The sequence below is a fragment of the Delftia sp. WSY_7 genome, assembly GCF_043104845.1.
GTDB lineage: Bacteria > Pseudomonadota > Gammaproteobacteria > Burkholderiales > Burkholderiaceae_C > Comamonas > Comamonas tsuruhatensis.
This window is the reverse complement of sequence record NZ_JBICLB010000017.1, coordinates 52,081-74,137: the sequence shown is the minus strand read 5'-3', so window position 1 is coordinate 74,137 and position 22,057 is coordinate 52,081. Positions and strand designations below refer to the sequence as shown.

The 22,057-nt window shown below is 68.5% G+C and carries 25 protein-coding genes; 10 read left to right on the top strand and 15 right to left on the bottom strand.

The genetic code is table 11. The features are described from left to right. Positions 1-6 precede the first annotated feature (6 nt). A complete protein-coding gene (locus tag ACF8ME_RS08655; protein WP_392416068.1) occupies positions 7-426 on the bottom strand; it encodes a DUF4440 domain-containing protein in 420 nt (139 codons plus the stop codon). Beyond that, complete coding sequence (locus ACF8ME_RS08650) at positions 398-1,786, bottom strand: MFS transporter (protein WP_392416066.1); 1,389 nt, start codon at positions 1,784-1,786, stop codon at positions 398-400. The genes ACF8ME_RS08655 and ACF8ME_RS08650 overlap by 29 nt, the downstream gene beginning before the upstream one ends. A gap of 110 nt (positions 1,787-1,896) precedes the next feature. On the opposite strand from ACF8ME_RS08650, the gene ACF8ME_RS08645 reads away from it, so the two are divergent. Together ACF8ME_RS08645 and ACF8ME_RS08640 are read left to right on the top strand one after the other, a co-directional pair. Beyond that, positions 1,897-2,787 (top strand): LysR family transcriptional regulator, encoded by an 891-nt coding sequence (locus ACF8ME_RS08645; RefSeq protein ID WP_312840907.1) that lies wholly within the window; start codon positions 1,897-1,899, stop codon positions 2,785-2,787. Between the two features lie 374 nt (positions 2,788-3,161). After that, on the top strand, positions 3,162-3,599 hold the full coding sequence (locus ACF8ME_RS08640) for a hypothetical protein (RefSeq protein ID WP_392416064.1): 438 nt from the start codon (positions 3,162-3,164) through the stop codon (positions 3,597-3,599). A 15-nt stretch (positions 3,600-3,614) separates the two neighbouring features. On the opposite strand, the gene ACF8ME_RS08635 is transcribed toward ACF8ME_RS08640, so the two are convergent. The 3 genes from ACF8ME_RS08635 to ACF8ME_RS08625 all read right to left on the bottom strand — a co-directional run bounded on the left by ACF8ME_RS08635 (position 3,615) and on the right by ACF8ME_RS08625 (position 7,086). Then, positions 3,615-4,841: an ATP-binding protein gene (locus ACF8ME_RS08635; RefSeq protein ID WP_016453614.1), complete on the bottom strand. Its 1,227-nt coding sequence runs from the start codon at positions 4,839-4,841 to the stop codon at positions 3,615-3,617. 8 nt (positions 4,842-4,849) lie between these two features. After that, on the bottom strand, positions 4,850-5,611 hold the full coding sequence (locus ACF8ME_RS08630; RefSeq protein WP_016453613.1) for a response regulator transcription factor: 762 nt from the start codon (positions 5,609-5,611) through the stop codon (positions 4,850-4,852). Positions 5,612-5,715: 104 nt separating this feature from the next. Then, the gene (locus tag ACF8ME_RS08625; RefSeq protein ID WP_392416062.1) at positions 5,716-7,086 is read right to left on the bottom strand and encodes an AmpG family muropeptide MFS transporter; all 1,371 of its coding nucleotides are present in this window, start codon (positions 7,084-7,086) and stop codon (positions 5,716-5,718) included. 86 nt (positions 7,087-7,172) lie between these two features. Between ACF8ME_RS08625 and ACF8ME_RS08620 the strand changes: the two genes are divergently transcribed. The 3 genes from ACF8ME_RS08620 (at position 7,173) to ACF8ME_RS08610 (ending at position 9,908) form a co-directional block, all read left to right on the top strand. After that, positions 7,173-7,901 (top strand): helix-turn-helix domain-containing protein, encoded by a 729-nt coding sequence (locus tag ACF8ME_RS08620; RefSeq protein WP_047326943.1) that lies wholly within the window; start codon positions 7,173-7,175, stop codon positions 7,899-7,901. Positions 7,902-7,973: 72 nt separating this feature from the next. Then, a complete protein-coding gene (locus ACF8ME_RS08615; RefSeq protein ID WP_288897674.1) occupies positions 7,974-8,945 on the top strand; it encodes a DMT family transporter in 972 nt (323 codons plus the stop codon). Between the two features lie 60 nt (positions 8,946-9,005). Beyond that, positions 9,006-9,908 carry a M48 family metallopeptidase gene (locus tag ACF8ME_RS08610; RefSeq protein WP_252652806.1) on the top strand — a complete coding sequence of 301 codons (903 nt, stop codon included), beginning with the start codon at positions 9,006-9,008 and terminating at the stop codon, positions 9,906-9,908. Between the two features lie 10 nt (positions 9,909-9,918). Here ACF8ME_RS08610 and ACF8ME_RS08605 read toward each other — a convergent pair whose 3' ends face one another. From ACF8ME_RS08605 to ACF8ME_RS08585, 5 genes are all read right to left on the bottom strand, one after another. Next, positions 9,919-11,376 (bottom strand): aldehyde dehydrogenase family protein, encoded by a 1,458-nt coding sequence (locus ACF8ME_RS08605; protein WP_046988067.1) that lies wholly within the window; start codon positions 11,374-11,376, stop codon positions 9,919-9,921. Between the two features lie 23 nt (positions 11,377-11,399). Then, on the bottom strand, positions 11,400-12,275 hold the full coding sequence (locus ACF8ME_RS08600) for a TauD/TfdA family dioxygenase (RefSeq protein ID WP_016448570.1): 876 nt from the start codon (positions 12,273-12,275) through the stop codon (positions 11,400-11,402). Between the two features lie 69 nt (positions 12,276-12,344). Continuing rightward, entirely contained in the window at positions 12,345-13,100 is a 756-nt protein-coding gene (locus ACF8ME_RS08595; RefSeq protein WP_392416059.1) for an ABC transporter permease, read from the bottom strand. Then, a complete protein-coding gene (locus ACF8ME_RS08590; protein ID WP_016448569.1) occupies positions 13,090-13,887 on the bottom strand; it encodes an ABC transporter ATP-binding protein in 798 nt (265 codons plus the stop codon). Before ACF8ME_RS08590 ends, ACF8ME_RS08595 begins: the two co-directional genes overlap by 11 nt. 14 nt (positions 13,888-13,901) lie before the next feature. Then, entirely contained in the window at positions 13,902-14,897 is a 996-nt protein-coding gene (locus tag ACF8ME_RS08585; RefSeq protein ID WP_046241079.1) for an ABC transporter substrate-binding protein, read from the bottom strand. An 84-nt stretch (positions 14,898-14,981) separates the two neighbouring features. Here ACF8ME_RS08585 and ACF8ME_RS08580 point away from each other — a divergent pair, with 84 nt between their 5' ends. Next, positions 14,982-15,668, top strand: coding sequence for a Crp/Fnr family transcriptional regulator (locus ACF8ME_RS08580; protein ID WP_013800207.1), 687 nt, complete (start codon positions 14,982-14,984; stop codon positions 15,666-15,668). Between the two features lie 13 nt (positions 15,669-15,681). Here the strand turns inward: ACF8ME_RS08580 and ACF8ME_RS08575 are convergent, their stop codons facing one another. After that, positions 15,682-16,320, bottom strand: a complete 639-nt coding sequence (locus tag ACF8ME_RS08575; protein ID WP_392416057.1) for an MBL fold metallo-hydrolase — start codon at positions 16,318-16,320, stop codon at positions 15,682-15,684. An 86-nt stretch (positions 16,321-16,406) separates the two neighbouring features. Beyond that, complete coding sequence (locus ACF8ME_RS08570) at positions 16,407-16,694, bottom strand: zinc ribbon domain-containing protein (protein WP_126311653.1); 288 nt, start codon at positions 16,692-16,694, stop codon at positions 16,407-16,409. Positions 16,695-17,019: 325 nt separating this feature from the next. On the opposite strand from ACF8ME_RS08570, the gene ACF8ME_RS08565 reads away from it, so the two are divergent. From ACF8ME_RS08565 to ACF8ME_RS08555, 3 genes are read left to right on the top strand one after another with little or no spacing between them, the layout of a single operon-like run. Beyond that, positions 17,020-18,144 (top strand): Re/Si-specific NAD(P)(+) transhydrogenase subunit alpha, encoded by a 1,125-nt coding sequence (locus ACF8ME_RS08565; RefSeq protein ID WP_074922590.1) that lies wholly within the window; start codon positions 17,020-17,022, stop codon positions 18,142-18,144. A gap of 1 nt (position 18,145) precedes the next feature. Then, positions 18,146-18,490: an NAD(P) transhydrogenase subunit alpha gene (locus ACF8ME_RS08560; protein WP_016453601.1), complete on the top strand. Its 345-nt coding sequence runs from the start codon at positions 18,146-18,148 to the stop codon at positions 18,488-18,490. Further along, the gene (locus ACF8ME_RS08555) at positions 18,487-19,911 is read left to right on the top strand and encodes an NAD(P)(+) transhydrogenase (Re/Si-specific) subunit beta (protein WP_012202277.1); all 1,425 of its coding nucleotides are present in this window, start codon (positions 18,487-18,489) and stop codon (positions 19,909-19,911) included. The genes ACF8ME_RS08560 and ACF8ME_RS08555 overlap by 4 nt, the downstream gene beginning before the upstream one ends. 70 nt (positions 19,912-19,981) lie before the next feature. On the opposite strand, the gene ACF8ME_RS08550 is transcribed toward ACF8ME_RS08555, so the two are convergent. The 3 genes from ACF8ME_RS08550 to ACF8ME_RS08540 form a co-directional block, all read right to left on the bottom strand. Beyond that, positions 19,982-20,146: a CcdB family protein gene (locus ACF8ME_RS08550; RefSeq protein WP_016448564.1), complete on the bottom strand. Its 165-nt coding sequence runs from the start codon at positions 20,144-20,146 to the stop codon at positions 19,982-19,984. Beyond that, complete coding sequence (locus ACF8ME_RS08545) at positions 20,143-20,418, bottom strand: type II toxin-antitoxin system CcdA family antitoxin (protein ID WP_392416054.1); 276 nt, start codon at positions 20,416-20,418, stop codon at positions 20,143-20,145. Before ACF8ME_RS08545 ends, ACF8ME_RS08550 begins: the two co-directional genes overlap by 4 nt. A gap of 92 nt (positions 20,419-20,510) precedes the next feature. Beyond that, positions 20,511-21,314 carry an exodeoxyribonuclease III gene (locus tag ACF8ME_RS08540; RefSeq protein WP_016448562.1) on the bottom strand — a complete coding sequence of 268 codons (804 nt, stop codon included), beginning with the start codon at positions 21,312-21,314 and terminating at the stop codon, positions 20,511-20,513. A gap of 10 nt (positions 21,315-21,324) precedes the next feature. Between ACF8ME_RS08540 and pyrE the strand changes: the two genes are divergently transcribed. After that, a complete protein-coding gene (gene pyrE, locus ACF8ME_RS08535; protein WP_026062245.1) occupies positions 21,325-22,026 on the top strand; it encodes an orotate phosphoribosyltransferase in 702 nt (233 codons plus the stop codon). Positions 22,027-22,057: the final 31 nt, after the last annotated feature.

Here is a 22,057-nt window from a genome sequence, read left to right as displayed (position 1 = left end):
GGGCCATCAGCCCAGGGCCGTCTCATGCAGGTAATGCCACAGCACCCCTTGGCCCGCACGTTTGAGGATCACGACCGATCGGCGCGAGGTCTCCACGCCGTCCAGGCGATGGGTTTCCAGATAGCGCATGGCCAGGCCGGCCGTGTCCCGCCATACGGGCTGCATGTCGCAGACGCATATCTCCAGCCCTGGCCGCTGGCCGGCCGCGCGCCGGAACATCTGTTCCACATCGTCCAGGCCGACAAGTCTGCCTGCGGTGGTCACCATGCTGAACTCCGGGCTGAACTGCGGCATCAGCGCCTGCAGCGCGGCCTGTGTGCCCGCTGTTTGGGTGAAGACGGTGTGGATCAGCTCGTGCACCCGGTGGATGCTGCGTTCGGCGATGCCGATGTCAATGTCACGGTCGATGGGCTTGTTGTCTTGCATGGTGGTCCTCGGGGGTGCGCAGCGATCGCAGGTGCAGCAGGGGCACAAGCCCTGCCAGCGATGCGATCAGAAACGTCATGTGATAGGCCCGGCCTGCGTCCAGGCGGGTGGCGAGCATGTTGAAAACCATCAGGAAAAACGCAGCGCCCACGCTGAAGGCCATCTGCCGGTTGAGGTTCCAGATCACGCTGGCCTGCTGCGTCTGCCGGCCATCGAAGTCCAGCAGGGCCGTCGTCTGCGCGGTATTGGCACCCAGGCCGCCGCCCAGGCCCATCAGGCCGTAGGCGGCCGCCAGCAGCCAGGTGTCGGCAGGGGCCGCCACGGCGGCCAGCGCCGCAATGCCCAGGCTGTGCAGCACCATGCTGGCGATGAACAAGGGCCGTGCGCCCGCGCGGTTGTACAGCCGGCCGCCCACCAGCATGGACACCAGGGCGCCGCCTGCGTAGACCATCATGAATCGGCCTGTGGCCTGCGCGCTCAGGTGCAGCATGTCCTGCAGGTAGAAGATGTTGAGCAGGTTCACGCCCGTGAACACGCCGGGAATGGCGTGGTAGACGGCCACCGACATGCGCAGGCGCGGGCTTTTGAGCAGTTGCAGTTCCACAATGGGGTGGGCCGTCTTGCGGGCATGGATGGCATACAGCACCGTGAAGGCCAGGCCCGCCGCCATGCCCAGCCAGGCCAGCGCCAGGCCCTGGCCCGAACCTTGGCCTGCGCCATAGAGCGACATGCCCAGCAGCCAGGCGGCCAGCGCGGCGCTGACCAGCACCAGGCCTTTGAGGTCCGGCCGCTGCCGGGCCGTGGCCGGTGCATCGCGCACCCACAGCCAGGCCAGGCCTGCGGCGGCCAGGGCCAGCGCAATATTGGAATGGAACACCCAGCGCCAGGAGCCGTGGTCCACGATCAGCCCGCCCAGCCAGGGCGAGAGGGCCGGTGCAATCAGCGCCACGGCCATGACCAGCGTGGAGACACGCGCGCGCTCCGGTCCCTGGAACCGATTGAAGGCCAGGGCCTGGCCCACTGGGATCACCAGCCCGCCCGCCATACCCTGGATGAAGCGCCAGCCCACCAGCTGGCCGAAGCTGCCCGCCTCGCCGCAGGCCCAGGCGGCCAGGGCGAAGGCCAGCATGGAGCCCGCCATCAGCCCGCGCGCGCCCCAGCGGTCGGCCAGCCAGGGGGCGAGGGGAATGGCCAGCGTCAATCCCAGCATGTAGGCATTGGCCACCCAGGCCCCGGCCGAGATGCCCACATGGAACTCGGCCGCAATCGTGGGCAGCGCGACGGCGGGCATGAAGATGTTGATGCAGTCGACGAAGAAACCCATCAGGAAAACGGTGGCCAGGCGGTATCGGTATGTCATCTTGCGCTTTCAGGAGGGGCAAGACTAAAGAGCGCGGGCGGCCACGTCGATGGGGCTATGCTGGACTCTTTGTTTGACTGGATTGAACAATGACCCCCGCAAGCCCGGCCATGCACACACTGCTCCACCGCGCGCAGACGTTTCTGGCCGTGGTGGATTTCGGCTCCTACACCAGGGCGGCGGACTTCCTGGGCATCAGCAAGGCCATGGCCAGCCTGCACGTGAAATCGCTGGAAGAGGCGCTGTCGGTGGCCCTGCTGGTGCGCAACACCCGCAGCATCGCCCTGACGGAAACCGGGCGGGAGTTCTACGACGAGTTCAAGGGCATCGTCCGCGACGTGGGCAGCGCCTTCGACAACGCCATGCACAGCGGCAACCGCATCGCGGGCCGGCTGCGCATCAGCACCACCAGCGAATACGGGGAGAAGTACATTCTTCCGCTGATCCCGGCCTTCCTGGAGCGCTACCCGGGCATCTCGGTGGCCTATGACGTCAACTCTTCACTGAGCGACCTGGTGGCCGAAAAGCTGGACCTGGTCGTGCGCCTGGGCCACTTGGCGGACTCCAGCTTCAAAAGCCGCAGGCTGGCCGGCTACGACATCGTGCTGGTGGCCTCGGCCGCCTTCCTGCGCAGCCATCCCGTGCGCAGGCCCGAAGACCTGGCAGACCTGCCCTGGATTGCCAACAGCAACCTCACCCACCCCACGGCCTGGACGCTGCGCACTGCCGGCGGCCAGGGTGTGGACGTGGTGGGCCGGGCGGCCCACCAATCCAACTCCTCCACCGCCATCCGCGCCCTGGCCCGGTCCTCGCTGGGTGTGGCGGTGCTGCCTGCGTGGTTTGTGGAGGACGACCTGGCCGGCGGCGTGCTGCAGCGCGTGCTGCCGGACCACGCCCTGCCGCCCCAGCCCATCAGCGTGGTCTTTCCCGACAGCAGCCACCTGCCGCGCAAGACCCGCGTGTTCATCGACTTCCTGTGCGAGCACCTGGGCCGGGATTGAGGGCTCGGCTGGCCGGCCCGCCCTGGCCCCGTTAAACTGCCCGCAAGCCGAAAGGCCCGGTGCGTAGAAACACCTTCCGTGAGGTTGCAGCCCCCACCTTAAAGCGGGGCTTTGTCATGCCTTATCTCGTCGGATTGGCGCATTTGCTTGCGCCTGTCCGCATGGTTTCGGGCGTGGTGGGGGCTATCCGCAAGGACGCCCGCACGGCTACGGACGTGTTTCTAACCACCACGCCCACCTGTTGTGCGTAGAAACTCAACCGGTGGTTTTCTGTGATCTCGTAGGAAAACAGACCATGACCCTCCCCATCCTTGCCAGCCCCAGCGCTGCGCTTGCCCCTTCCAGCCCTCTTCTCTATCAGGAGGGCTGACCCCATGACATCCCGCAAAAACACTGCCGGCGCGGCAGTGCAGGCGCAGCCTTTGCCCAAGCGGTCGCAAGCCGCAAGGCCTTCCGACTGGCCCAGCGCCTGGCAGGCCATGCATGTCTGTCTGGTCGTCATCGAGGGGCGGCTGGTCACCCTGGCCGAGGTCTGTGGCAAAAAGCCCGACCGCAAGGCCCGCCAGTTCGACGTGGAATGCGCGGTGGAGCTGGCGCTGGCGCACATACGCCGCATGCGCGCCGACCCGCCGGACAGCCACCAGGCGTTCGAGCAGCAGTGGCACCTGGCGTCCTGCGCCATCGAACTGGCCGATGGAGCCTACCGCTTCCCCCACTCTCGCTACGGCCGCCTGCTCAAGCGCACCCGCTGGCATTTCGAACTGCTCAGGGATCTGGTGGAACGTGTGGAGTGGCAGCACCGGCGCGGCTGAGCCGCAGGCGGCAGCTCAGGCCAGCGGCAGCCGCAGCACGAAGCAGGCGCCCGGCTGGCCGTCGGCGCGGCCTTCGCAGTGCACGCTGCCGCCGTGGCGCTGGGCGATGGAGCGCACCAGGGCCAGGCCCAGGCCCACGCCGCCCGAGCGCTCGCTGGCGCCGGGCAGGCGGAAGAACTTCTCGAAGATGCGCTCGCGGTGGGCCGGCGCCACGCCGGGGCCGTGGTCGCAGACGCGGATCTCGGCCATGGCGTCCTGGCGCGCCAGCTCCAGCGTGATGGCGCCCTGGCTGTAGCGGCGCGCGTTCTCCAGCAGGTTGCGCACGGCACGGCGCAGCAGCTTGGAGATGCCGGGCACTTCCAGCGCGTCGGTGGACTGCAGGTCCAGGTCGGCATCCACGCGCGCGCATTCCTCGGCGGCCAGGCCGATCAGGTCCACGGGCTCGATCGTGCCCACGTCGCCTTCATAGGTCTCCAGCCGGCTGGCCAGCAGGATCTCGTCCACCAACTGGTCCAGCTCGCTGATGTTGCGCTGGATCTCGGCGCGCGCGCGGGCGCTGGCCGGGTCGTCGCCCATGAATTCCAGGCCCATGCGGATGCGCGTCAGCGGCGAGCGCAGCTCGTGCGAGGCATTGGCCAGCAGCGATTTGTGCGAGGTCACCAGGGTCTCGATGCGCGCGGCGGCGGCGTTGAACTGGTGGGCCAGGTCGGCCACCTCGTCGCTGCCGTGCTCGGGCACGCGCACCGACAGGTCGCCCTCGCCAAAGCGCTTGACGCCGCGCTGCAGGTTCTCCAGCCGCTTGAGCAGGCGGCGGATGATGGGGAACACGCCCACGGCCACGGCCACGCCCACCAGTCCCAGCAGCCAAAGGAAGCCGAAGGGCGGGCGCAGCCAGAAGGCGGCTGCACCGTCGTGCGGCGGGCGGTCGCCGCGCGGCGGGCGCGGCGCCATGTGCAGCATGTAGGTCTGGCCGTCCGTGCCTTCGATCTCGAAGCGCAGCCCCTCCTCGGGCGGGCCGGGCAGGCGCCGCGCACGGCCCTGGGCGATGACCTTGCCGTCCGCATCGCGCATGGCCACGTCGCGCGAGGGCGGCGAGCTGGCGCTTTGCACGTTCTGCGCGTTCTGCTCGGCCGCGATCTGCCAGGCCCAGGCCACCGTCAGCGTGAGCACGGCCACGCCGCCCACCACGGCCAGCCAGATGCGCAGGTACAGGCGCTGGGAGAAGAGGGACAGCAGCTTCATTCGCTTGGCTAGTCTTGTTGTTTGGCGAAGACGTAGCCCACGCCGCGCACGGTCAGGATGCGCTTGGGCGCCTTGGGGTCGGCCTCGATGGCGGCGCGGATGCGGCCCATGTGCACGTCGATGGAGCGGTCGAAGGCCTCCAGCTCGCGGCCTCGCACGGCCTCCATGATCTGGTCGCGCGTGAGCACGCGGCCCGCGCGCTCGGCCAGCGTGACCAGCAGGTCGAACTGGTAGGAGGTCAGCTCGCAGGGCTGGCCCGCCACGGTGACGCTGCGCGCGTCGCGGTCGATCTCCAGGCTGCCGAAGCGCAGCGCCGTGGCCGGCTGGCCTGCGGCCGAGCCCTCGCCGCCGCCGCCGCGCCGGCGCAGGATGGCGCGGATGCGCGCCAGCAGCTCGCGCGGCTCGAAGGGCTTGGGCAGGTAGTCGTCGGCGCCGATCTCCAGGCCGATGATGCGGTCCATGGGGTCGCCCTTGGCCGTGAGCATCAGCACCGGCACCTGGGCTGCGGGGCCGGGCAGGGCGCGGATGCGCCGGCAGACCTCCAGGCCGTCCATGTCGGGCAGCATGAGGTCGAGGATGACGAGGTCGGGCAGGTCGGCGCCGGCCACGCCGTCGGCGGGCTGCAGCTGCTCCAGGCCGCTGCGGGCATCGCCCATATGCGTGACCTGCAGGCCGTTGTTGCCCAGGTAGTCACCCACCATCTGCGCGAGGCGGGTGTCGTCTTCGATCATCAGAAGATGGTGCGTACTCATGGAGGGCAGTGTATTCATGCTGGGGCCTGGCGTCGTGTTGCGACGATGCTCGCAGCCCCCCGTCAGCCGCGCTTGTCGCTTGCGTAAAGTTCGGTAAAACAGCGCAGCCTGCGGCCAGCCGCTCAACTGCCGCGTTGCGCGGGCCGCACCGCATGCACGCGCGAGGCCAGCGCGATCAGCACCAGCACGGGCAGGCCCAGCAGGGCCGTGGCCTGGAAGAAGCTCACGTAGCCATGCGCATCGACAAAGGCGCCCGAGAAGCCGGCCAGCCACTTGGGCGCCAGCAGCATCATGGAGCTGAACAGCGCGTACTGCGTGGCCGAGTACTGCACATTGGTCAGCCCCGACAGGTAGGCGATGAAGGCCGCCGAGGCGATGCCGCCGGCCAGGTTGTCCGCGCTCACCACCCAGACCAGCGCGTTCACGTCATGGCCGCGCGTGGCCAGCCAGGCGAACAGCAGGTTGGTGGCGGCCGACAGCGCGGCGCCCAGCATCAGCACGCGCATCACGCCCCAGCGCATGGCCAGCGCCCCGCCCAGGAAGGCGCCCGCCAGCGTCATGATCACGCCGTACACCTTGGTCACGGCGGCCACTTCGTCCTTGGTGAAGCCCATGTCCACGTAGAAGGGGTTGGCCATGATGCCCATGACCACGTCGCTGATGCGGTAGATGGCGATCAGGCCCAGCACCAGCAGCGCCTGCCAGCGGTAGCGGCCCAGGAAGTCGGCAAAGGGCTCGACCAGCGCGCTGTGCAGCCACTCGGCCGCATTGCGGGCAGGCGCCAGCGGGCGCGGCACCGGTTCCGGCGAGAGCAGCACGGTCAGCATGCCCACGGCCATGGAGGCGGCCATGGCCAGGTAGGCCACCTGCCAGGCACCGCTCTGGTAGCCCGCCGTACCCGCCACCTCGGCGCGGGCGGCCAGCCACAGCACGCCGGCGCCGGCCCAGATCATGGCCAGCCGGTAGCCGGTCTGGTAGGTGGCGGCCAGCGCGGCCTGGCGCTCGGTGTCGGCCGATTCGATGCGGTAGGCATCCAGCGCAATGTCCTGCGTGGCCGAGCCGAAGGCCACGGCCAGCGCGCACCACACCAGCGGCGTGAGCGAGACGCGCGGATCATTGAACGCCATGCCGCACAGCCCGGCGACGATGAGCATCTGCGCGAACAGCAGCCAGCCGCGCCGCCGCCCCAGCCAGCGCGTGAGCAGCGGCAGCGGCATGCGGTCCACCAGCGGCGACCAGACCCACTTGAAGGCATAGGCCAGGCCCACCCAGCTCAGGTAGCCGATGGTGGTGCGGTCCACGCCGGCCTCGCGCAGCCAGAACGACAGCGTGCCCAGCACCAGCAGCAGCGGAAGGCCTGCCGAAAAACCCAGGGCCAGCATGCGCAGGCTGGCCGGCTCGGCATAGACGCGCAGGGTCTGGGCCCAACTGCGGCGGGGCGCTTCAGTGGGGGTGGAAGGGGCGGAGGAGGTGGTGGTGGACGGCTCGGTCATGTTGGGCTGCGGCAGGCTGCGGCCATTATCGGGCCCATGGTGGCGCGGACTGGCGCGCGCTACCATCGCGGGCACAGGATGCCGCCATGGCCTACACCCTCTCTTCCCTCCACAGCGATGCCGCCGCGCAAGACGGCGCGGCCGATGCCACCGATACCGCCTTCGCGCCGCACAGCTCGGTGCGCAGCTACAGCGGCGAGCACCAGGCCCATGCCCACGGCCATGCGCAAATCCTCTATGCGCTGCAGGGCCGCATGGAGCTGGAAGTGGGCGGGCGCAGCGCCTTTGTGGACGCCGTCAGCGGCATGCTCATCCCCGCCGGCGTGGACCACGGCTACCTGGCGGCGCCGCGCTCGCGCGTGTTCGTCATCGATGCGCCCAGCGGCCCGGGGCTGGACCGGATGCGGCGCTTTTCCGTGCCGCCCGCCCTGCGCGGCCGGGAGTCGGAAGGCCCGGCCACAGAGCAGCTGGCCCAGGTGCTGCAGGCGCCCGGCCTGCTGGCGCGCCGGGGGCTGGACCTGCAGCAACTGACCACGAGCGTACAGGCCGCATTGCACGAGGACTGGCCCACGGCCCGGCTGGCCGCCCTGTGCCATATGAGCGCCCAGCGCTTTCACGCGCGCTTCGTGGAGCTGGCGGGCCAGCCGCCCCAGGCCTGGCTGCGCGGCCTGCGCCTGGATGCGGCCGAGCGCGGGCTGGCGCGGGGCCTGCCCCTGGAGGCCACGGCGCTGCGCTGCGGCTATGCCTCGGCCAGCGCGCTGGCCTATGCGCTGCGGCGCGACCGGGGCGTGACGGCGCGGCAGCTGCGCGGCTAGCCCGTTCACAGTCTTGCGGACTACGAGCGTTTCTCGACAAATGCCCGGCCGCGCCAGGCGCAACATGGCGCCATGGTTCGCAATTCTTCCGCTTCTTCCTCTGCCGTCGGCATCGCCTTCGTTTCGGTGGCTGCCGTGCTCTGGGGCACGACGGGCACGGCGCAAAGCCTGGGCGCAGGCGGGCTGTCGCCGTTCTGGGTGGGCGCCGCGCAGCTGGCGGTTTCCAGCCTGTTCCTGGGCGCGCTGCTGGCGGTTTCCCATTGGAGGCTGCGCGGGCGGGCCGGGCAGGGCGGGGCACCCGTCCAGCCGCTGCTGCCCAACCCGGTGCACCTGGGACTGCGCCCGGCCTGGTTCCTGCTGGCTTCCATGGGAATCGGCGGCTACAGCATCTTCTTCTACGAGGGCGTGACGCTCACGGGCGTGGCCGTGGGCACGGCCGTGGCCATTGGCAGCGGCCCCATCTGGGCCGGGCTGATGCAGGCGCTGGTGCTGCGCGCGCCCCTGTCGGCCCTGTGGTGGGCCGGCACGCTGGTGAGCGTGGCGGGAGGCGCGGCCATGGTGGTGGCCCGGGGCGGCGCCACGCTGTCCTGGAGCGGCCTGGCCCTGTGCCTGCTGGCGGGGCTGTCGTACGCGGGCTATGCGCTGATCAACAAGCGCCTGGTCACCCACATGTCGCCGCGCGTGGTGAATTTCTATGTCTTCACCGGGGCGGCCTGCATGGCGGTGCCGATTGCGCTGGTGCAAAGCGGCCTGCCGCAGTGGAGCCTGGCGGCCGTGCTGGTGGTGGTCTACCTGGGCGTGGTGGTGTCGGGCCTGGCGCACATGCTGTTTTCCATCGGGCTGCGCAGCATCTCCGGCCCCACGGGCGTGACGCTGAGCCTGATCGAGCCCGTGGCGGCCTTCGTGCTGGCGGTGTGGGTCGTGGGCGAGCGGCAGCCGCTGCAATCGTGGCTGGGGCTGCTGGCCGTGCTGGCGGGGCTGATGCTGGTGATCGGCGCCGAGATGCGCTCGCAGCGGGCCGTGATGGCCGCGCAGATGGCGTGACTCTTTGTAGGCCGGCGCCGCTCTTCACGATGCGCTGTTCTCCGCATGTTGCAGGCATGCATGGCCGCTAGACTTGGCGGCATGCAGCAGCCAACCCATCTCTCCTCCGAGCCCTGTGCCCCGTCCGCCTGGGGCTGTGCCTGCGCGCCCTGGCGCGCGCGTCGCGGTTTCTTGCTGGCCGGCAGCGCGGCGGCCATGGGCCTGGCCACGGCGCCGGTGGCGGCCCAGGTGCAGGTGGGCGGTGCCTCGGGCCTGCGCAAGCTGGTGCCGGCCGAGACGCTGGAAGGCGCCGCCACCGACCAGTACCAGCAACTGCTGGCCAAGGCCCGCGCCCAGGGCGCACTGGCCGGCGACAGCAACCCGCAGCTGCAGCGGCTGCGCGCCATTGCCCGGCGGCTGATCCCCTACACCGCCCAATGGAACCCGCGTGCCAATGCCTGGCGCTGGGAGGTGAACCTGATCGGCAGCAAGGAGATCAATGCCTTTTGCATGCCGGGCGGCAAGATCGCCTTCTACACGGGCATCATCGACCAACTGCAGCTGACCGACGACGAGATCGCCATGATCATGGGCCACGAAATGGCCCATGCGCTGCGCGAGCACTCGCGCGAGCAGCTGGCCAAGAACCAGGCCACCAGCATCGGCATCTCGCTGGGCGCCCAATTGCTGGGCCTGGGCGACCTGGGCAATGCGGCGGCCCGCCTGGGCGGCCAGTTGCTGTCGCTGAAATTCAGCCGGGGCGATGAGAGCGAGGCCGATCTCGTGGGCCTGGAACTGGCCGCGCGCGCCGGCTACAACCCCCAGGCCTCGGTCTCGCTGTGGCGCAAGATGGGCCAGGCCACGGGCGACCGTGGCGGCCTGGAATTCCTGTCCACCCACCCCGCAGGCCCCGAGCGCATCCGCGAGCTGGAGCGCAACATCCCGCGCGTGGAAGGCCTCTACGAGGCCGCACGGCGCGGGTAGGCAGCCGCCTTCAGGCGGCGGCTTTTTGCTTGGGTTGGTAGCCCATCACGGCTTTCACTTCAAGGTACTCCTTGAAGCCGTGCTCGCCCCATTCCCGGCCCGTGCCCGACTGCTTGTAGCCACCGAACGGCGCGCCGAAGTCCGGCCCCGCGCCGTTGAGGTGGACCATGCCCGTGCGCAGGCGCGAGGCCACGCGGCGTGCCCGCTCCAGGCTGCCTGACTGCACATAGCCCGACAGGCCGTAGGGCGTGTCGTTGGCCTGGGCGATGGCCTCCTCCTCCGTGTCGTAGGGCAGGATGACCAGCACGGGGCCGAAGATTTCCTCGCGCGCAATGGTCATGTCGTTGCGCACGTCGGCGAACACCGTGGGCCGCACGAAGTAGCCGCGCGCAAGGCCCTCGGGGCGGCCCGTGCCGCCGGCCACCAGGGTGGCGCCTTCGGCGATGCCGGCTTCGATCAGGCCCTGGATCTTGCGGAACTGCGCCTCGCTGACCACGGGGCCCATGTGCATGGCGCCGGTGTCGGCCAGTGCATCGCCCACCTTCATGCCTTCGGCAGCGGCCTTGGCGGCCGCCACGGCGCGCGCATGCAGGGCGCGCGGCACGAACATGCGCGTGGGTGCGTTGCAGCTCTGGCCGGAGTTGGTGAAGCAGGCGTTCACGCCCTGGGTCACGGCCTTTTCAATGTCTGCGTCGTCCAGCACGATGTTGGCCGACTTGCCGCCCAGCTCCTGCGTCACGCGCTTGACGGTATCGGCCGAGGCCTTGGCCACGGCAATGCCCGCGCGCGTGGAGCCGGTGAAGGTCATCATGTCGATGCCGGGGTGCACGGACATGGCCTCGCCCACCGAGGGGCCGTCGCCGTTGACCAGGTTGAACACGCCGGCCGGCACGCCCGCTTCGTGCAGGATCTCGGCCACCAGGATGGCGTTCAGCGGCGCGATCTCCGAGGGCTTGAGCACCATGGTGCAGCCCGCCGCCAGGGCCGGTGCCACCTTGCACATGATCTGGTTGATGGGCCAGTTCCAGGGCGTGATCATGCCCACCACGCCCACGGGCTCATGCACGATGCCGGTGGTGCCGCGCACGCTCTCGAACTCGAATTCCTTGAGCACCTGCAGGGTCTGCTTCAGATGCCCCGCGCCCACGGTGGCCTGGGCCGCGCGCGACAGCCACAGCGGCGCGCCCATCTCCAGCGAGATGGTCTGAGCCACCTCGTCGATGCGGCGCATGTAGACCGCCAGCACCTTGTCCAGCAGGGCCAGCCGCTCGTCGCGCGTGGTCTGCGAGAAGCCGTCGAACGCTCGGCGTGCGGCGGCCACGGCTGCATCGACATCGGCGGCCGAGCCCATGCTGATGCGGGCCGCCACCTCCTCGGTGGACGGATTGATCACATCCAGCGTGCGCGGCACGGCCGGGGGAACCCATTGGCCGTCGATATAGAACTGCAGGTGCTCTTGCGTGCTCATGAAGCTGTCTCCGTGTCTCGTTGTCATTGGGTGGAAGGGGTGTCGAAGGTGACGCGCTGGTTCACGCGGTAGTGGGGCCAGTAGTCGGCCACAGCATAGTGCTGCGTGCTGCGGTTGTCCCAGATGGCGATGCCGCCCGCGTCCCATTGATGATGCACCATGAACTCCGGCTTCTTCAGCCAGTCCAGCAGGAAGGCGAGCACGCCGCGCGCCTCGTGCCGGTCCACGCCCGTGATGTGGCGCGTGAAATCGGCATTGACGAAGATGCACTTGCGGCCTGAATCGGGGTTGGTGCGCACCACGGGATGCGTCACGGGCTTGAACTGGCGCAGCGCCTCGAACAGCGCCTCCTCGCCCTTGCGGCCCAGGTATTCCCGGAAGCCCGATTCCTCCCAGGTATGGACCGCCTGCAGGCCTTCCAGGTACTGCTGCATGCCGGGCGAGAGCCAGTCATAGGCCTTGCTGGTGCTGGTCCAGCAGGTGTTGCCGCCGGCCGGCGGCGTGGTCACGATCTGGATCACGGTGCCCAGCGGCGGCTGCTGCTTCCAGCTGATGTCGGTGTGCCAGTTGTCTATGGCGGGCGGGCGGTCCTTGTCGGAGATGATCATCTCCACGTCGGGCATGCCGCTCTTGCGCTCGAAGTACGAGCCCTTGGACAGCGGGCCGAACACCTGCGCCAGCGCCACATGCTGCTCGGCCGTGATGGCCTGGGGCCGGAAGAAGATGACCTCGAAGTCGTACAGGGCCTGTCGCAGTTCCGCCTGCACCTCGGGGGACAGGGGGCGGGTCAGGTCCACGCCCTCGATCCAGGCCGCGAAGTTGGGCATGCGCGGCACGGGGCGGATGTGGTGGTAGCGGGCGTCGATGTCGATCAGCTGCATGGGGGCGGCATTGGCCATGGGGTACTCCTTGAAGGAACGGATGGGAGGGGAGGAAGGGGGGAAGGTGGGGAGAGAGGGCTGGCGGGCTCACTGCCAGTGCAGCAGCCGCCTCTCGGCCCAGGACATGAAGCGCACCATGCCCACGCCCAGCAGGGCCAGCACCAGCAGCAGCGCCATGACGCCATTGATGTCGAAGGTGGAGCCCAGGTAGGCCAGGGCCTGGCCCAGGCCCTTTTCGCTGGCGATGATCTCGGTGCCCACCACGCCCAGCAGGGCATAGATCAATCCCAGGCGCAGGCCCGAGAAGATCACCGGGACGGCGCCGGGCAGCGTGACCTCGAAGAAGGTGGTGGCGGCGCTGGCGCCCAGGGTGCGGCACAGCGTGACGTGGTCCTGGCTGACGCCCCGCATGCCTGCCACCGTGGCCGACAGCACGATGAAGAAGGTCAGCGAGCAGCCCACGGCGATCTTGCTGCCCAGCCCCAGCCCGAACCACAGGATGAACAGCGGCGCCAGCGCGATGCGCGGCATCACGTTCAGCGCGTTGAAGTAGGGCTCCGCAAAGCGCTCGATGGCCGGCCAGCGCACGAAGGCCAGCCCCGTGGCGAAGGCGGCCACGCTGCCCAGCACGAAGGAGCAGCCCACGGCGGCCAGCGTCCAGCCCAGGTCGGACCAGAACCGGGCCGTGCCCGCATGGTTCCAGAGATAGGCGGCCACGCCGCTGGGCTGGCCGAAGAAGGTGGGGTCCAGCCAGCGGCGCGCGGCGGCCCATTCGGCCAGTCCCAGCACGAGACAGATGAACAGCGCATGCAGCGCCAGCCATTGCAGACGGTCAGCCTTCATGGTGCACCCATCCCGATTCAAGCTGCGACCACAGGGCCGCATAGAGTTCATGGAAGCGCGGCGACTTCTGCAGGTCGCGGATGGAGCGCGGGCGCGGCAGGTCTATGGGCAGGTCGGCGATGATGCGGCCCGGGCGCGAGGACATCACCACCACGCGGTCGGAGACGGCCACGGCCTCGGCCAGGTCGTGGGTCACGAACAGCACGCTGTGGCGGTGCTGCTGGCACAGGCGCAGCAGCAGGTCCTGCAGCTGCAGCTTGGTCTGCGCGTCCAGGGCGCCGAAGGGCTCGTCCATCAGCAGCAGCTGCGCGTCCAGCGCAAAGGTGCGCGCCAGTGCCGTGCGCTGGCGCATGCCGTGGGACAAGGCCTTGGGCAGGGCCTGCGCATGGTCGGCCAGGCCCACCTCCTGCAGCATGCGCAGTGCGCGCTCCGTGCTGTCGGCCGTGCCGACGCCGCGCACGCGCGCGCCGAAGGCGGCGTTCTCCAGCGCCGTGCACCAGGGCAGCAGGCTGTCGCGCGCCAGCATGTAGCCCACGCGGGAACTGCCCAGGCGCGGTGCCTCGCCCAGCACGCGCAGCGTGCCGGCGCCGGTGTGGGCCACCAGGCCCGCGCAGAGGTTGAGCAGGCTGGTCTTGCCGCAGCCGCTGGGCCCGACCAGCGAGACGAATTCGCCCTCGGCCACCTGCAGCGCAATGTTGTCCAGCACCTGCGTGCGGCCGTCGAAGCTCAGGTGCAGGCCGTCGGCGGCAATGGCCTGCGGCGGCAGTTGCGATCCATTGGAAGTCATGGCGCGCGCCCCCTTCACTGCGCCAGCAGGGGCGCGGTGTCGATCAGCCGGCTGATCTGCCCCGTGCGCTGCAGGTAGCGCGCGGCATGCTGCAGGGCCTTGGGGTCCACCGCAAACTGCATGGAAGGAATGGCGTTGCGCAGCGCCACTTCCAGGATCCGTTCGCCGCCGGTCGTGTTGATGCGGAAGCTGTCCTGCGCGACTTTGAGCAATGCATCGAAATGGGCCGGTTCGCGGGCATAGTCGGCCGCCTCGTTCATGGCGCGGCGCAAGCCCTCCACGGCCGGGGCGTTCTTGCGCAGGAAGTCGGCGCGCACCACCTGCAGCACGCCGGCGCCGTTGGTGTCCACCACATCGGCCGGACCCTGGCCCCTGCGCGGATCGACGACGATGCGGCAGGCCTGGCTGACCTCGCAAAAGCCGTCCATGGGCGAGAACAGCATCAGGCCATCGACCTGCCTTTGCGCAATCGCCGGAAAGGCGGTGTTGGGCGATCCCACGGCGACGATGGTGACGTCGTCCGCCTTCATGCCGGCGCCCTGCAGCAGGCTCACGAGCTGGAACTCGGCCGCGCTGCCGCGCGCCGTCACGCCGATGCGCCGGCCCTTGAAGTCCTGCATCACGGCGGGATAGCCCTGGGCGGCATGCGCCATGGGCAGGGCCGCCGAGGCCATGAGGAAGAACGTCGGCGCGCTGGCGCCGCTGCCGATCACCTTGAGGTCGGCGCCCTTGTTGACCGCCTGAAGCAGCACCTCGGGCGGCGTAAACGCCACTTCGAGGTCACCGGCCAGCAAGGTCTGCAGCGCCAGCGGCGCCTGCGGGATGGGGCGCAGTTCGCAGCGTATGCCGTGCTTCTCGCACAGTCCCCGCGCGTTGGCCACGCGCACCAGGAAATTGCCGATGCCGGGGTAGTCCTGGATGCGCAGCGTGGGCGTCTGTGCCAGGGCTGCCTGGGTCGAGAGCAGGGCGAACACGAAGGCGGATACCAGGGCGAGCGTGGTGCGGATCATGGGGCGGACTCCATACGTGTGGGTATGGGGCCGATTACAAGGACGGTGCTATGCGCCAATTGCCGCGAAAGGGACAATGATCGGGTGAACACCAAGCTCGGTTCCCCCAACACCTCTTTGGCGCAGGCGCGCAGCGAGCGCTATCGCGTGGACCTGCTGGCCGAATTGCCGGCCGCATCGGCACGCGGGCTGCGGGCCATAGGCTCCAGGCGCCGCTACCGCGATGGACAGTTCGTGCAAAAGCGCGGCGATGCGGCCGACCATGCGCTGGTGCTGCTGTCAGGGCGCTTTCGTGTCGTGGCCTTCACCGTGGGCGGCACCGAGCGCATGACGCGCTGGCTGGAGGCCGGGGAGATCACCGGCATCAGCTCGGTGCTGGGCAATGCGCCCGTGCCCGTGGACCTGGTGGCCGATGGAGATGTCGAGGTGCTGGTCCTGCCGCGCCAGCCGCTGCTGGACTTCCTGGAGCGCGATGCGCCCGCATGCCTGGCTGTGGCGCGCCTGCTGAGCCTGCGCGTGAACGGGCTGCTGGACACCATCTTCATCAGTTCGGAGGACACGCTGCATGCCCGGGTCTGGGCCACCTTGCAGGTTCTGGCGGCAGAGAACGGCCAGCCCCTGCCCGGTGGCCGCACCCTGCTGCGCATATCGCAGGGCGATCTGTCGCATGTGGTGGGCGCCTCGCGCCAGCGCGTGAACGAGGAGCTGCGCAAGCTGCAGGCGGGCGGCAGCGTGCGTCTGGGCTATCGGTGGATCGAGGTGCTGGGCTGAGGCAGCTGCAGGCTCAGGTCCCGCCCACGTAGGGGTTGCTCTTGCGCTCGCGGCCGAAGCTGCTTTCGGGGCCGTGGCCCGGGATGAACACGGTCTGGTCGCCCATGGGCCACAGGCGCTGGACGATGCTGTCGATCAGCTGCTGGTGGTTGCCCTGGGGAAAGTCGGTGCGGCCTATGCTGCCCGCGAACAGCACGTCGCCCACGAAGGCGCGGTCGACCTGCGGCGCATGGAACACCACGTGGCCGGGCGTATGGCCGGGGCAGTGGCGCACCTGCAGCGTCTCCTGGCCGATGCTCACCGTGTCGCCATCGTGCAGCCAGCGCGTGGGCGTGAAGGGGTCCGAATGCGGGAAGCCGAACATGGCACCCTGCTGGGGCAGGGCATCGATCCAGAACTGGTCTCCGGGATGGGGGCCGATGATGGGCAGCTGCTGTGCATCGGCCAGCTCGCGCGTGCCGCCCGCGTGGTCTATGTGGGCGTGCGTGAGCCAGATGGCCTTGAGCGCCAGGCCCAGGCGATCTATCTCCCAGCCGATCTGCTCCAGGTCGCCGCCCGGGTCGATGACGGCGGCTTCCATGGTCTGGTCGCACCAGACCAGCGAGCAGTTCTGCTGGAAGGCGGTGACGGGGATGGTGTGGTACTGGAGCATGGGCGGCGTGGGTGCTTCTGGCGAAAGCGCCCATTATTCCCGCTCCTTCCCCTGATGGCAGCGCAGGGCCTCCCCCGCTTGCGCCGTCAGGTGGTCGGCTGGCCGCATTGCCCGCAGAACCGCGCGCCGGCCGGATGGCTGGCGTTGCAGCTCCTGCAGGCCTGCGGCAGCACCGCGCCGCCGCACTGCGGGCAAAAGCGCGAGCTGGAGGCAATCGATGCATGGCAGCCGGGGCAGACCGCCGCCACGGCCGCAGGCGGGTATGCGCCGCCAGCGTGATGCCCGCCGATATGGACGCCGATATTGCCGCCGTGATGGCCGCCGTGATGGCCGCCGCGCGCGTGTTGTCCGAACAGTCTTTGCAAGAGTCCCATGGTGCCTTCCTTCGCACTGCGCGGCTGCGCCGCTGCAGTCGCTCAAAGGTGCATTGGGACACGGCAGCGGTGCGCCAGGTCGTGGATGGCGATCATTTAATGTGGCTGTCATTTCGCGGCAATCCGGCGTCTTGTGACGGACAGGCGACATCCTCGCGGGCAGACCCCGTGGCTGCCGCCACGCGGCCGTGATACAAGCTAGCCGTGCCGCCAAGCCAGCCTGCCGTCATGCAGGCGCGCAAGGATTTTTTCGAGGATGGGCCGGGCCGCCGCCTGCGCAATGCAGCGCAGGGCGGGTACCGGCATCACGCGAGGGAGAACCGGTATGTTGATTGGCGTGCCTGCCGAGACCATGGCAGGAGAAACCCGGGTGGCCGCGACCCCCGAGACCGTCAAGAAGCTGCGTGCGCAAGGCCATGTGCTGCGCGTGCAGTCGGGAGCGGGAGTGGCGGCCAGCGTGCCCGATGCCTTGTTCGAGGCAGCGGGCGCCGAGATCGTCGATGCGGCAGGCGCCCTGGGCGCCGATCTTGTGCTCAAGGTGCGCATTCCTTCGGAGGATGAGCTGCCCCTGGTCCGCAAGGGCGCAACGCTGGTCGGCATGCTGGACCCCTTCCAGCCCGCAGGCCTGCAGCGCCTGGCCGATGCGGGCATCACGGCCTATGCGCTGGAGGCGGCTCCGCGCACCACGCGTGCGCAGAGCATGGACGTGCTGTCCAGCCAGGCCAACATCGCCGGCTACAAGGCCGTGATGATCGCGGCCAACCAGTACCAGCGCTTCTTTCCCATGCTGATGACGGCGGCCGGCACGGTGAAGGCCGCGCGCGTCGTGGTGCTGGGCGTGGGCGTGGCCGGCCTGCAGGCCATTGCCACGGCCAAGCGCCTGGGCGCCGTGATCGAGGCCAGCGATGTGCGGCCCAGCGTGCGTGAGCAGGTCGAATCCCTGGGCGGCAAGTTCATCGACGTGCCCTACGAGACGGCCGAGGAAAAGGAGGCCGCCGAAGGCGTGGGCGGCTACGCCCGCCCCATGCCGCAAAGCTGGCTGGACCGGCAAAAGGCCGAGGTCGCCAAGCGCGTGGCCCAGGCCGACGTGGTCATCACCACGGCGCTGATCCCGGGCCGGCCCGCGCCCGTGCTGGTCACGGCCGAGATGGTGCAGGCCATGAAGCCAGGCGCCGTCATCGTGGACCTGGCGGCCGAGCGCGGCGGCAACTGCCCGCTGACCCAGGCCGGCATGACCGTGGTCACGCATGGCGTGACCATCGTGGGCCTGACCAACCTGGCGGCGCTGGTGGCGGCCGATGCCTCGGCCCTGTATGCACGCAACGTGCTCGATTTTCTCAAGCTCATCATCAACAAGGATGGCGCCCTGCATGTGGACATGGAGGACGACATCGTGGCCGCGTGCCTGATGGCCCATGAAGGCCAACTCGCAGCACAGCGGAGGAAATGACATGGAAGCCGTATCCCCCACCATCATCCATCTCATCATCTTCGTGCTGGCCATCTACGTGGGCTACCACGTGGTGTGGACCGTCACCCCCGCGCTGCACACGCCGCTGATGGCGGTGACCAATGCCATCTCGGCCATCGTCATCGTCGGCGCCATGCTGGCGGCGGCGCTCACGGAAACGGGCCTGGGCAAGACCATGGGCGTGCTGGCCGTGGCGCTGGCCGCGGTCAACGTGTTCGGCGGCTTCCTGGTCACGCGGCGCATGCTGGAGATGTTCCGCAAGAAAGAGCGCAAGAGCGCTCCGGCCAAGGACGGCAAGGATGCCAAGGCGGAGGGCCAGCCATGAGCATGAACCTCGTCACGTTGCTCTACCTGGTGGCCAGCGTCTGCTTCATCCAGGCGCTCAAGGGGCTGTCGCATCCCACCACGTCCATACGGGGCAACCTGTTCGGCATGGCCGGCATGGTGATCGCCGTGCTGACCACGGCGGCGCTCATCGTGCAGCTGGCCGGCGGCAATGCATTGGGGCTGGGCTGGGTGCTGCTGGGCCTGCTGGTCGGCGGCACGGCCGGTGCCGTCATGGCCCAGCGCGTGGAGATGACCAAGATGCCCGAGCTGGTGGCCTTCATGCACAGCATGATCGGCCTGGCGGCGGTGTTCATCGCCGTGGCCGCCGTGGCCGAGCCCTGGGCCTTTGCCATCACGGCCAAGGGCGGCGCCATCCCGGGCGGCAACCGCGTGGAGCTGGCGCTGGGCGCCTTCATCGGCGCCGTGACCTTCACGGGCTCGGTGATCGCCTTCGGCAAGCTCAGCGGCAAGTACAAGTTCCGCCTGTTCCAGGGCGCGCCCGTGCAGTTCAAGGGCCAGCATGCGCTCAACGCCGTGCTGGGGCTGGCAGCAGCCTTCTTCGTCTTCGGCTTCTGGCACAGCCAAAGCTGGATGGACATCGTGCTGGTCATCGCCCTGGGCCTGCTGCTGGGCGTGCTGCTGATCATTCCCATCGGCGGCGCGGACATGCCCGTGGTCGTGTCCATGCTCAACAGCTACTCGGGCTGGGCGGCGGCGGGCATCGGCTTCTCGCTGAACAACAGCATGCTGATCATTGCGGGTTCGCTGGTGGGCAGCTCGGGCGCCATCCTGAGCTACATCATGTGCAAGGCCATGAACCGCTCGTTCTTCAGCGTGATCCTGGGCGGCTTCGGCGGCGAGGCCACCAGCGCGGCGGCAGGCTCCCAGCAGCAGCGCAACGTGAAAAGCGGCAGCGCCGACGATGCGGCCTTCGTCCTGGGCAATGCCGAAACCGTGGTCATCGTGCCCGGCTACGGCCTGGCCGTGGCGCGTGCCCAGCACGCGGTCAAGGAGCTGGCCGACAAGCTCACCGAGCGCGGCGTGACCGTGAAGTACGCCATCCACCCGGTGGCCGGCCGCATGCCCGGCCACATGAACGTGCTGCTGGCCGAGGCCGAGGTCCCCTACGACCAGGTCTTCGAGATGGAGGACATCAACAGCGAGTTCGGCCAGGCCGACGTGGCCATCATCCTGGGCGCCAACGACGTGGTGAACCCCGCCGCACACGTCAAGGGCAGCCCCATCTACGGCATGCCCATCCTGGAGGCCTACAAGGCCAAGACGGTGATCGTGAACAAGCGCTCCATGGCGGCCGGCTATGCGGGCCTGGACAACGAGCTGTTCTACATGGACAAGACCATGATGGTCTTCGGCGACGCCAAGAAGGTGGTGGAGGACATGGGCAAGGCGCTGGAGTGAGGCATGCGCCCGGGCTGAAGTCCGAGGAGGGCAGGGCCCAAGCCCTGGCCTCCTTGAAAACGATCTTGGGTCAGCCCCCGGACCGGGTCAGCAATTCGTCCAGCGCATCGGCGATGGCTTGGCCTTCATGCTCCAGTGAGGCCACCACTTCACCCAATTGATCCAGGGCGACTGAAACCATGTCCAGGGCATGCAGGACGACCGGCACGCCTTCAATGACAAACACGGGATTCATCCTCGCACCCACGGTTGGAGTGCCGCGCGGCAGCAGAGCTCGTCTGCGAACGAACCCACCGCGATGTTGACCGCGTTCCAGTCGCTGGCGCAGGCGTCGGCAAGCCGTTGGCGCTCACGCTGTGCGCCCTCCTGCCTGGCAACGTATTCGGCCAGCAGGGATTCCATGGTGGCCGAGAGATTGTCGGTATAGGCCTTGGCCTGCGTCACCAGATCTGCATTGATCGTGAGATGGATTGGCCGCTTGGCGCTGGAGACAGCAATGGATTTCATCTCGGAACCCTCAGATAAAGATCATGCGCACAGTGTCTGTATGAGAGCGCGACGAGTCAAACCGCCGCGACCCAAGGCCCTGCTTGAACGTCTCACAGCTTCATGTCGTAGCCGATGGTCACCGGCGCATGGTCCGAGAACTTCACATCCTTGTAGATGTTCTCGGTGCGGGCCAGCGCGGCGGTAGCGGGGGTGGCCAGGTGGTAGTCCAGGCGCCATCCCACGTTGTTGGCGTAGGCCTGGCCGCGGTTGCTCCACCATGTGTAGCAGGTGTCGGTGGTGTCGGGCTGGAGCAGGCGATAAACGTCCACCAGGCCGCCAGTCGGCTCAGTTTTGTTCAACAATTTTGTCATCCACTCGCGTTCCTCGGGCGTGAAACCGCTGTTTTTCTGGTTGCTGCGCCAGTTCTTGAGGTCGATCTGCTGGTGGGCGATGTTGATGTCGCCGCAGAGGATGAACTCGCGTTCGCCCTTCATGCGCATCAGGTGGGCGTGCATTTCGGCCAGGAAGCGGAACTTGGCCGTCTGGCGCAGTTCGCCGGAGCTGCCGCTGGGAAAGTAGGCGCTGATGATGGACAGCTTGCGCGATGGCGTGTCGAAGCGCGCCTCCACGTAGCGGCCTTCGGCGTCGAATTCGTGCGAGCCGAAGCCGACCACGACGTCGCTGGGCTCGTGGCGGCTGTAGACGCCCACGCCCGAGTAGCCCTTTTTCTCGGCGTAGTGGAAGTGGCCGCGCAGGCCGGCCAGCAGCTCGAAGCGTCCGGTCATGTCGGCGGCCTGGGCCTTGATTTCCTGCACGCAAATACAATCCGGCGCAGTGGCCTCGATCCAGGCTTCGACGCCCTTGGTCGAGGCCGAGCGGATGCCGTTGAGGTTGAGGCTGGTCAATTTGAACAAGGATGAATCCATGGTGGTGAGTAATCTGCAGGCCGAGGACGCAGGCCGTCTGGCGCAGGAATTTGTGCAATTCGCCGTTGACGCAGGGGTGCTGCGTTTCGGCGAGTTCAAGACCAAGGCCGGGCGCATGAGCCCGTACTTCTTCAATGCCGGCCTGTTCGATGACGGCGGCAAGATGGGCCGTCTCGCCGAATTCTATGCAAAAGCCATTGCGGCCAGCGGCATCGAGTTCGACATGATCTTCGGCCCGGCCTACAAGGGCATCCCGCTGGCGGCCACCGTGGCGGTGGAGCTGGCCCGCATGGGCATCAACAAGCCCTTTGCGTACAACCGCAAGGAAGCCAAGGACCACGGCGAGGGCGGCACCCTGGTGGGCGCGCCCCTCAAGGGCCGCGTGCTGATCGTGGACGACGTGATGAGCGCCGGCACGGCCGCGCGCGAGTCCATCGCCATCATCCGCGCCGCCGGTGCCACGCCGCATGCCGTGGCCATCGCGCTGGACCGCCAGGAAATGGCCACGGAAAATGGCCAGGACGTGCCCCACAGCGCCGTGCAGTACGTGCGCAACCAGCTGGGCATGCAGGTCTGCACTATTGCAAAACTGGCAGACTTATTGCTTTATCTTGAGATTCAAGGTGGCAGCGCAGGCAGCGGCCACCATGAGCGCGTGCTGGCCTACCGCCAGCGTTATGGAGTCAACGACAAGGGGTAAGCGGTTGATGAAGCGGGCGATGCATGCACGA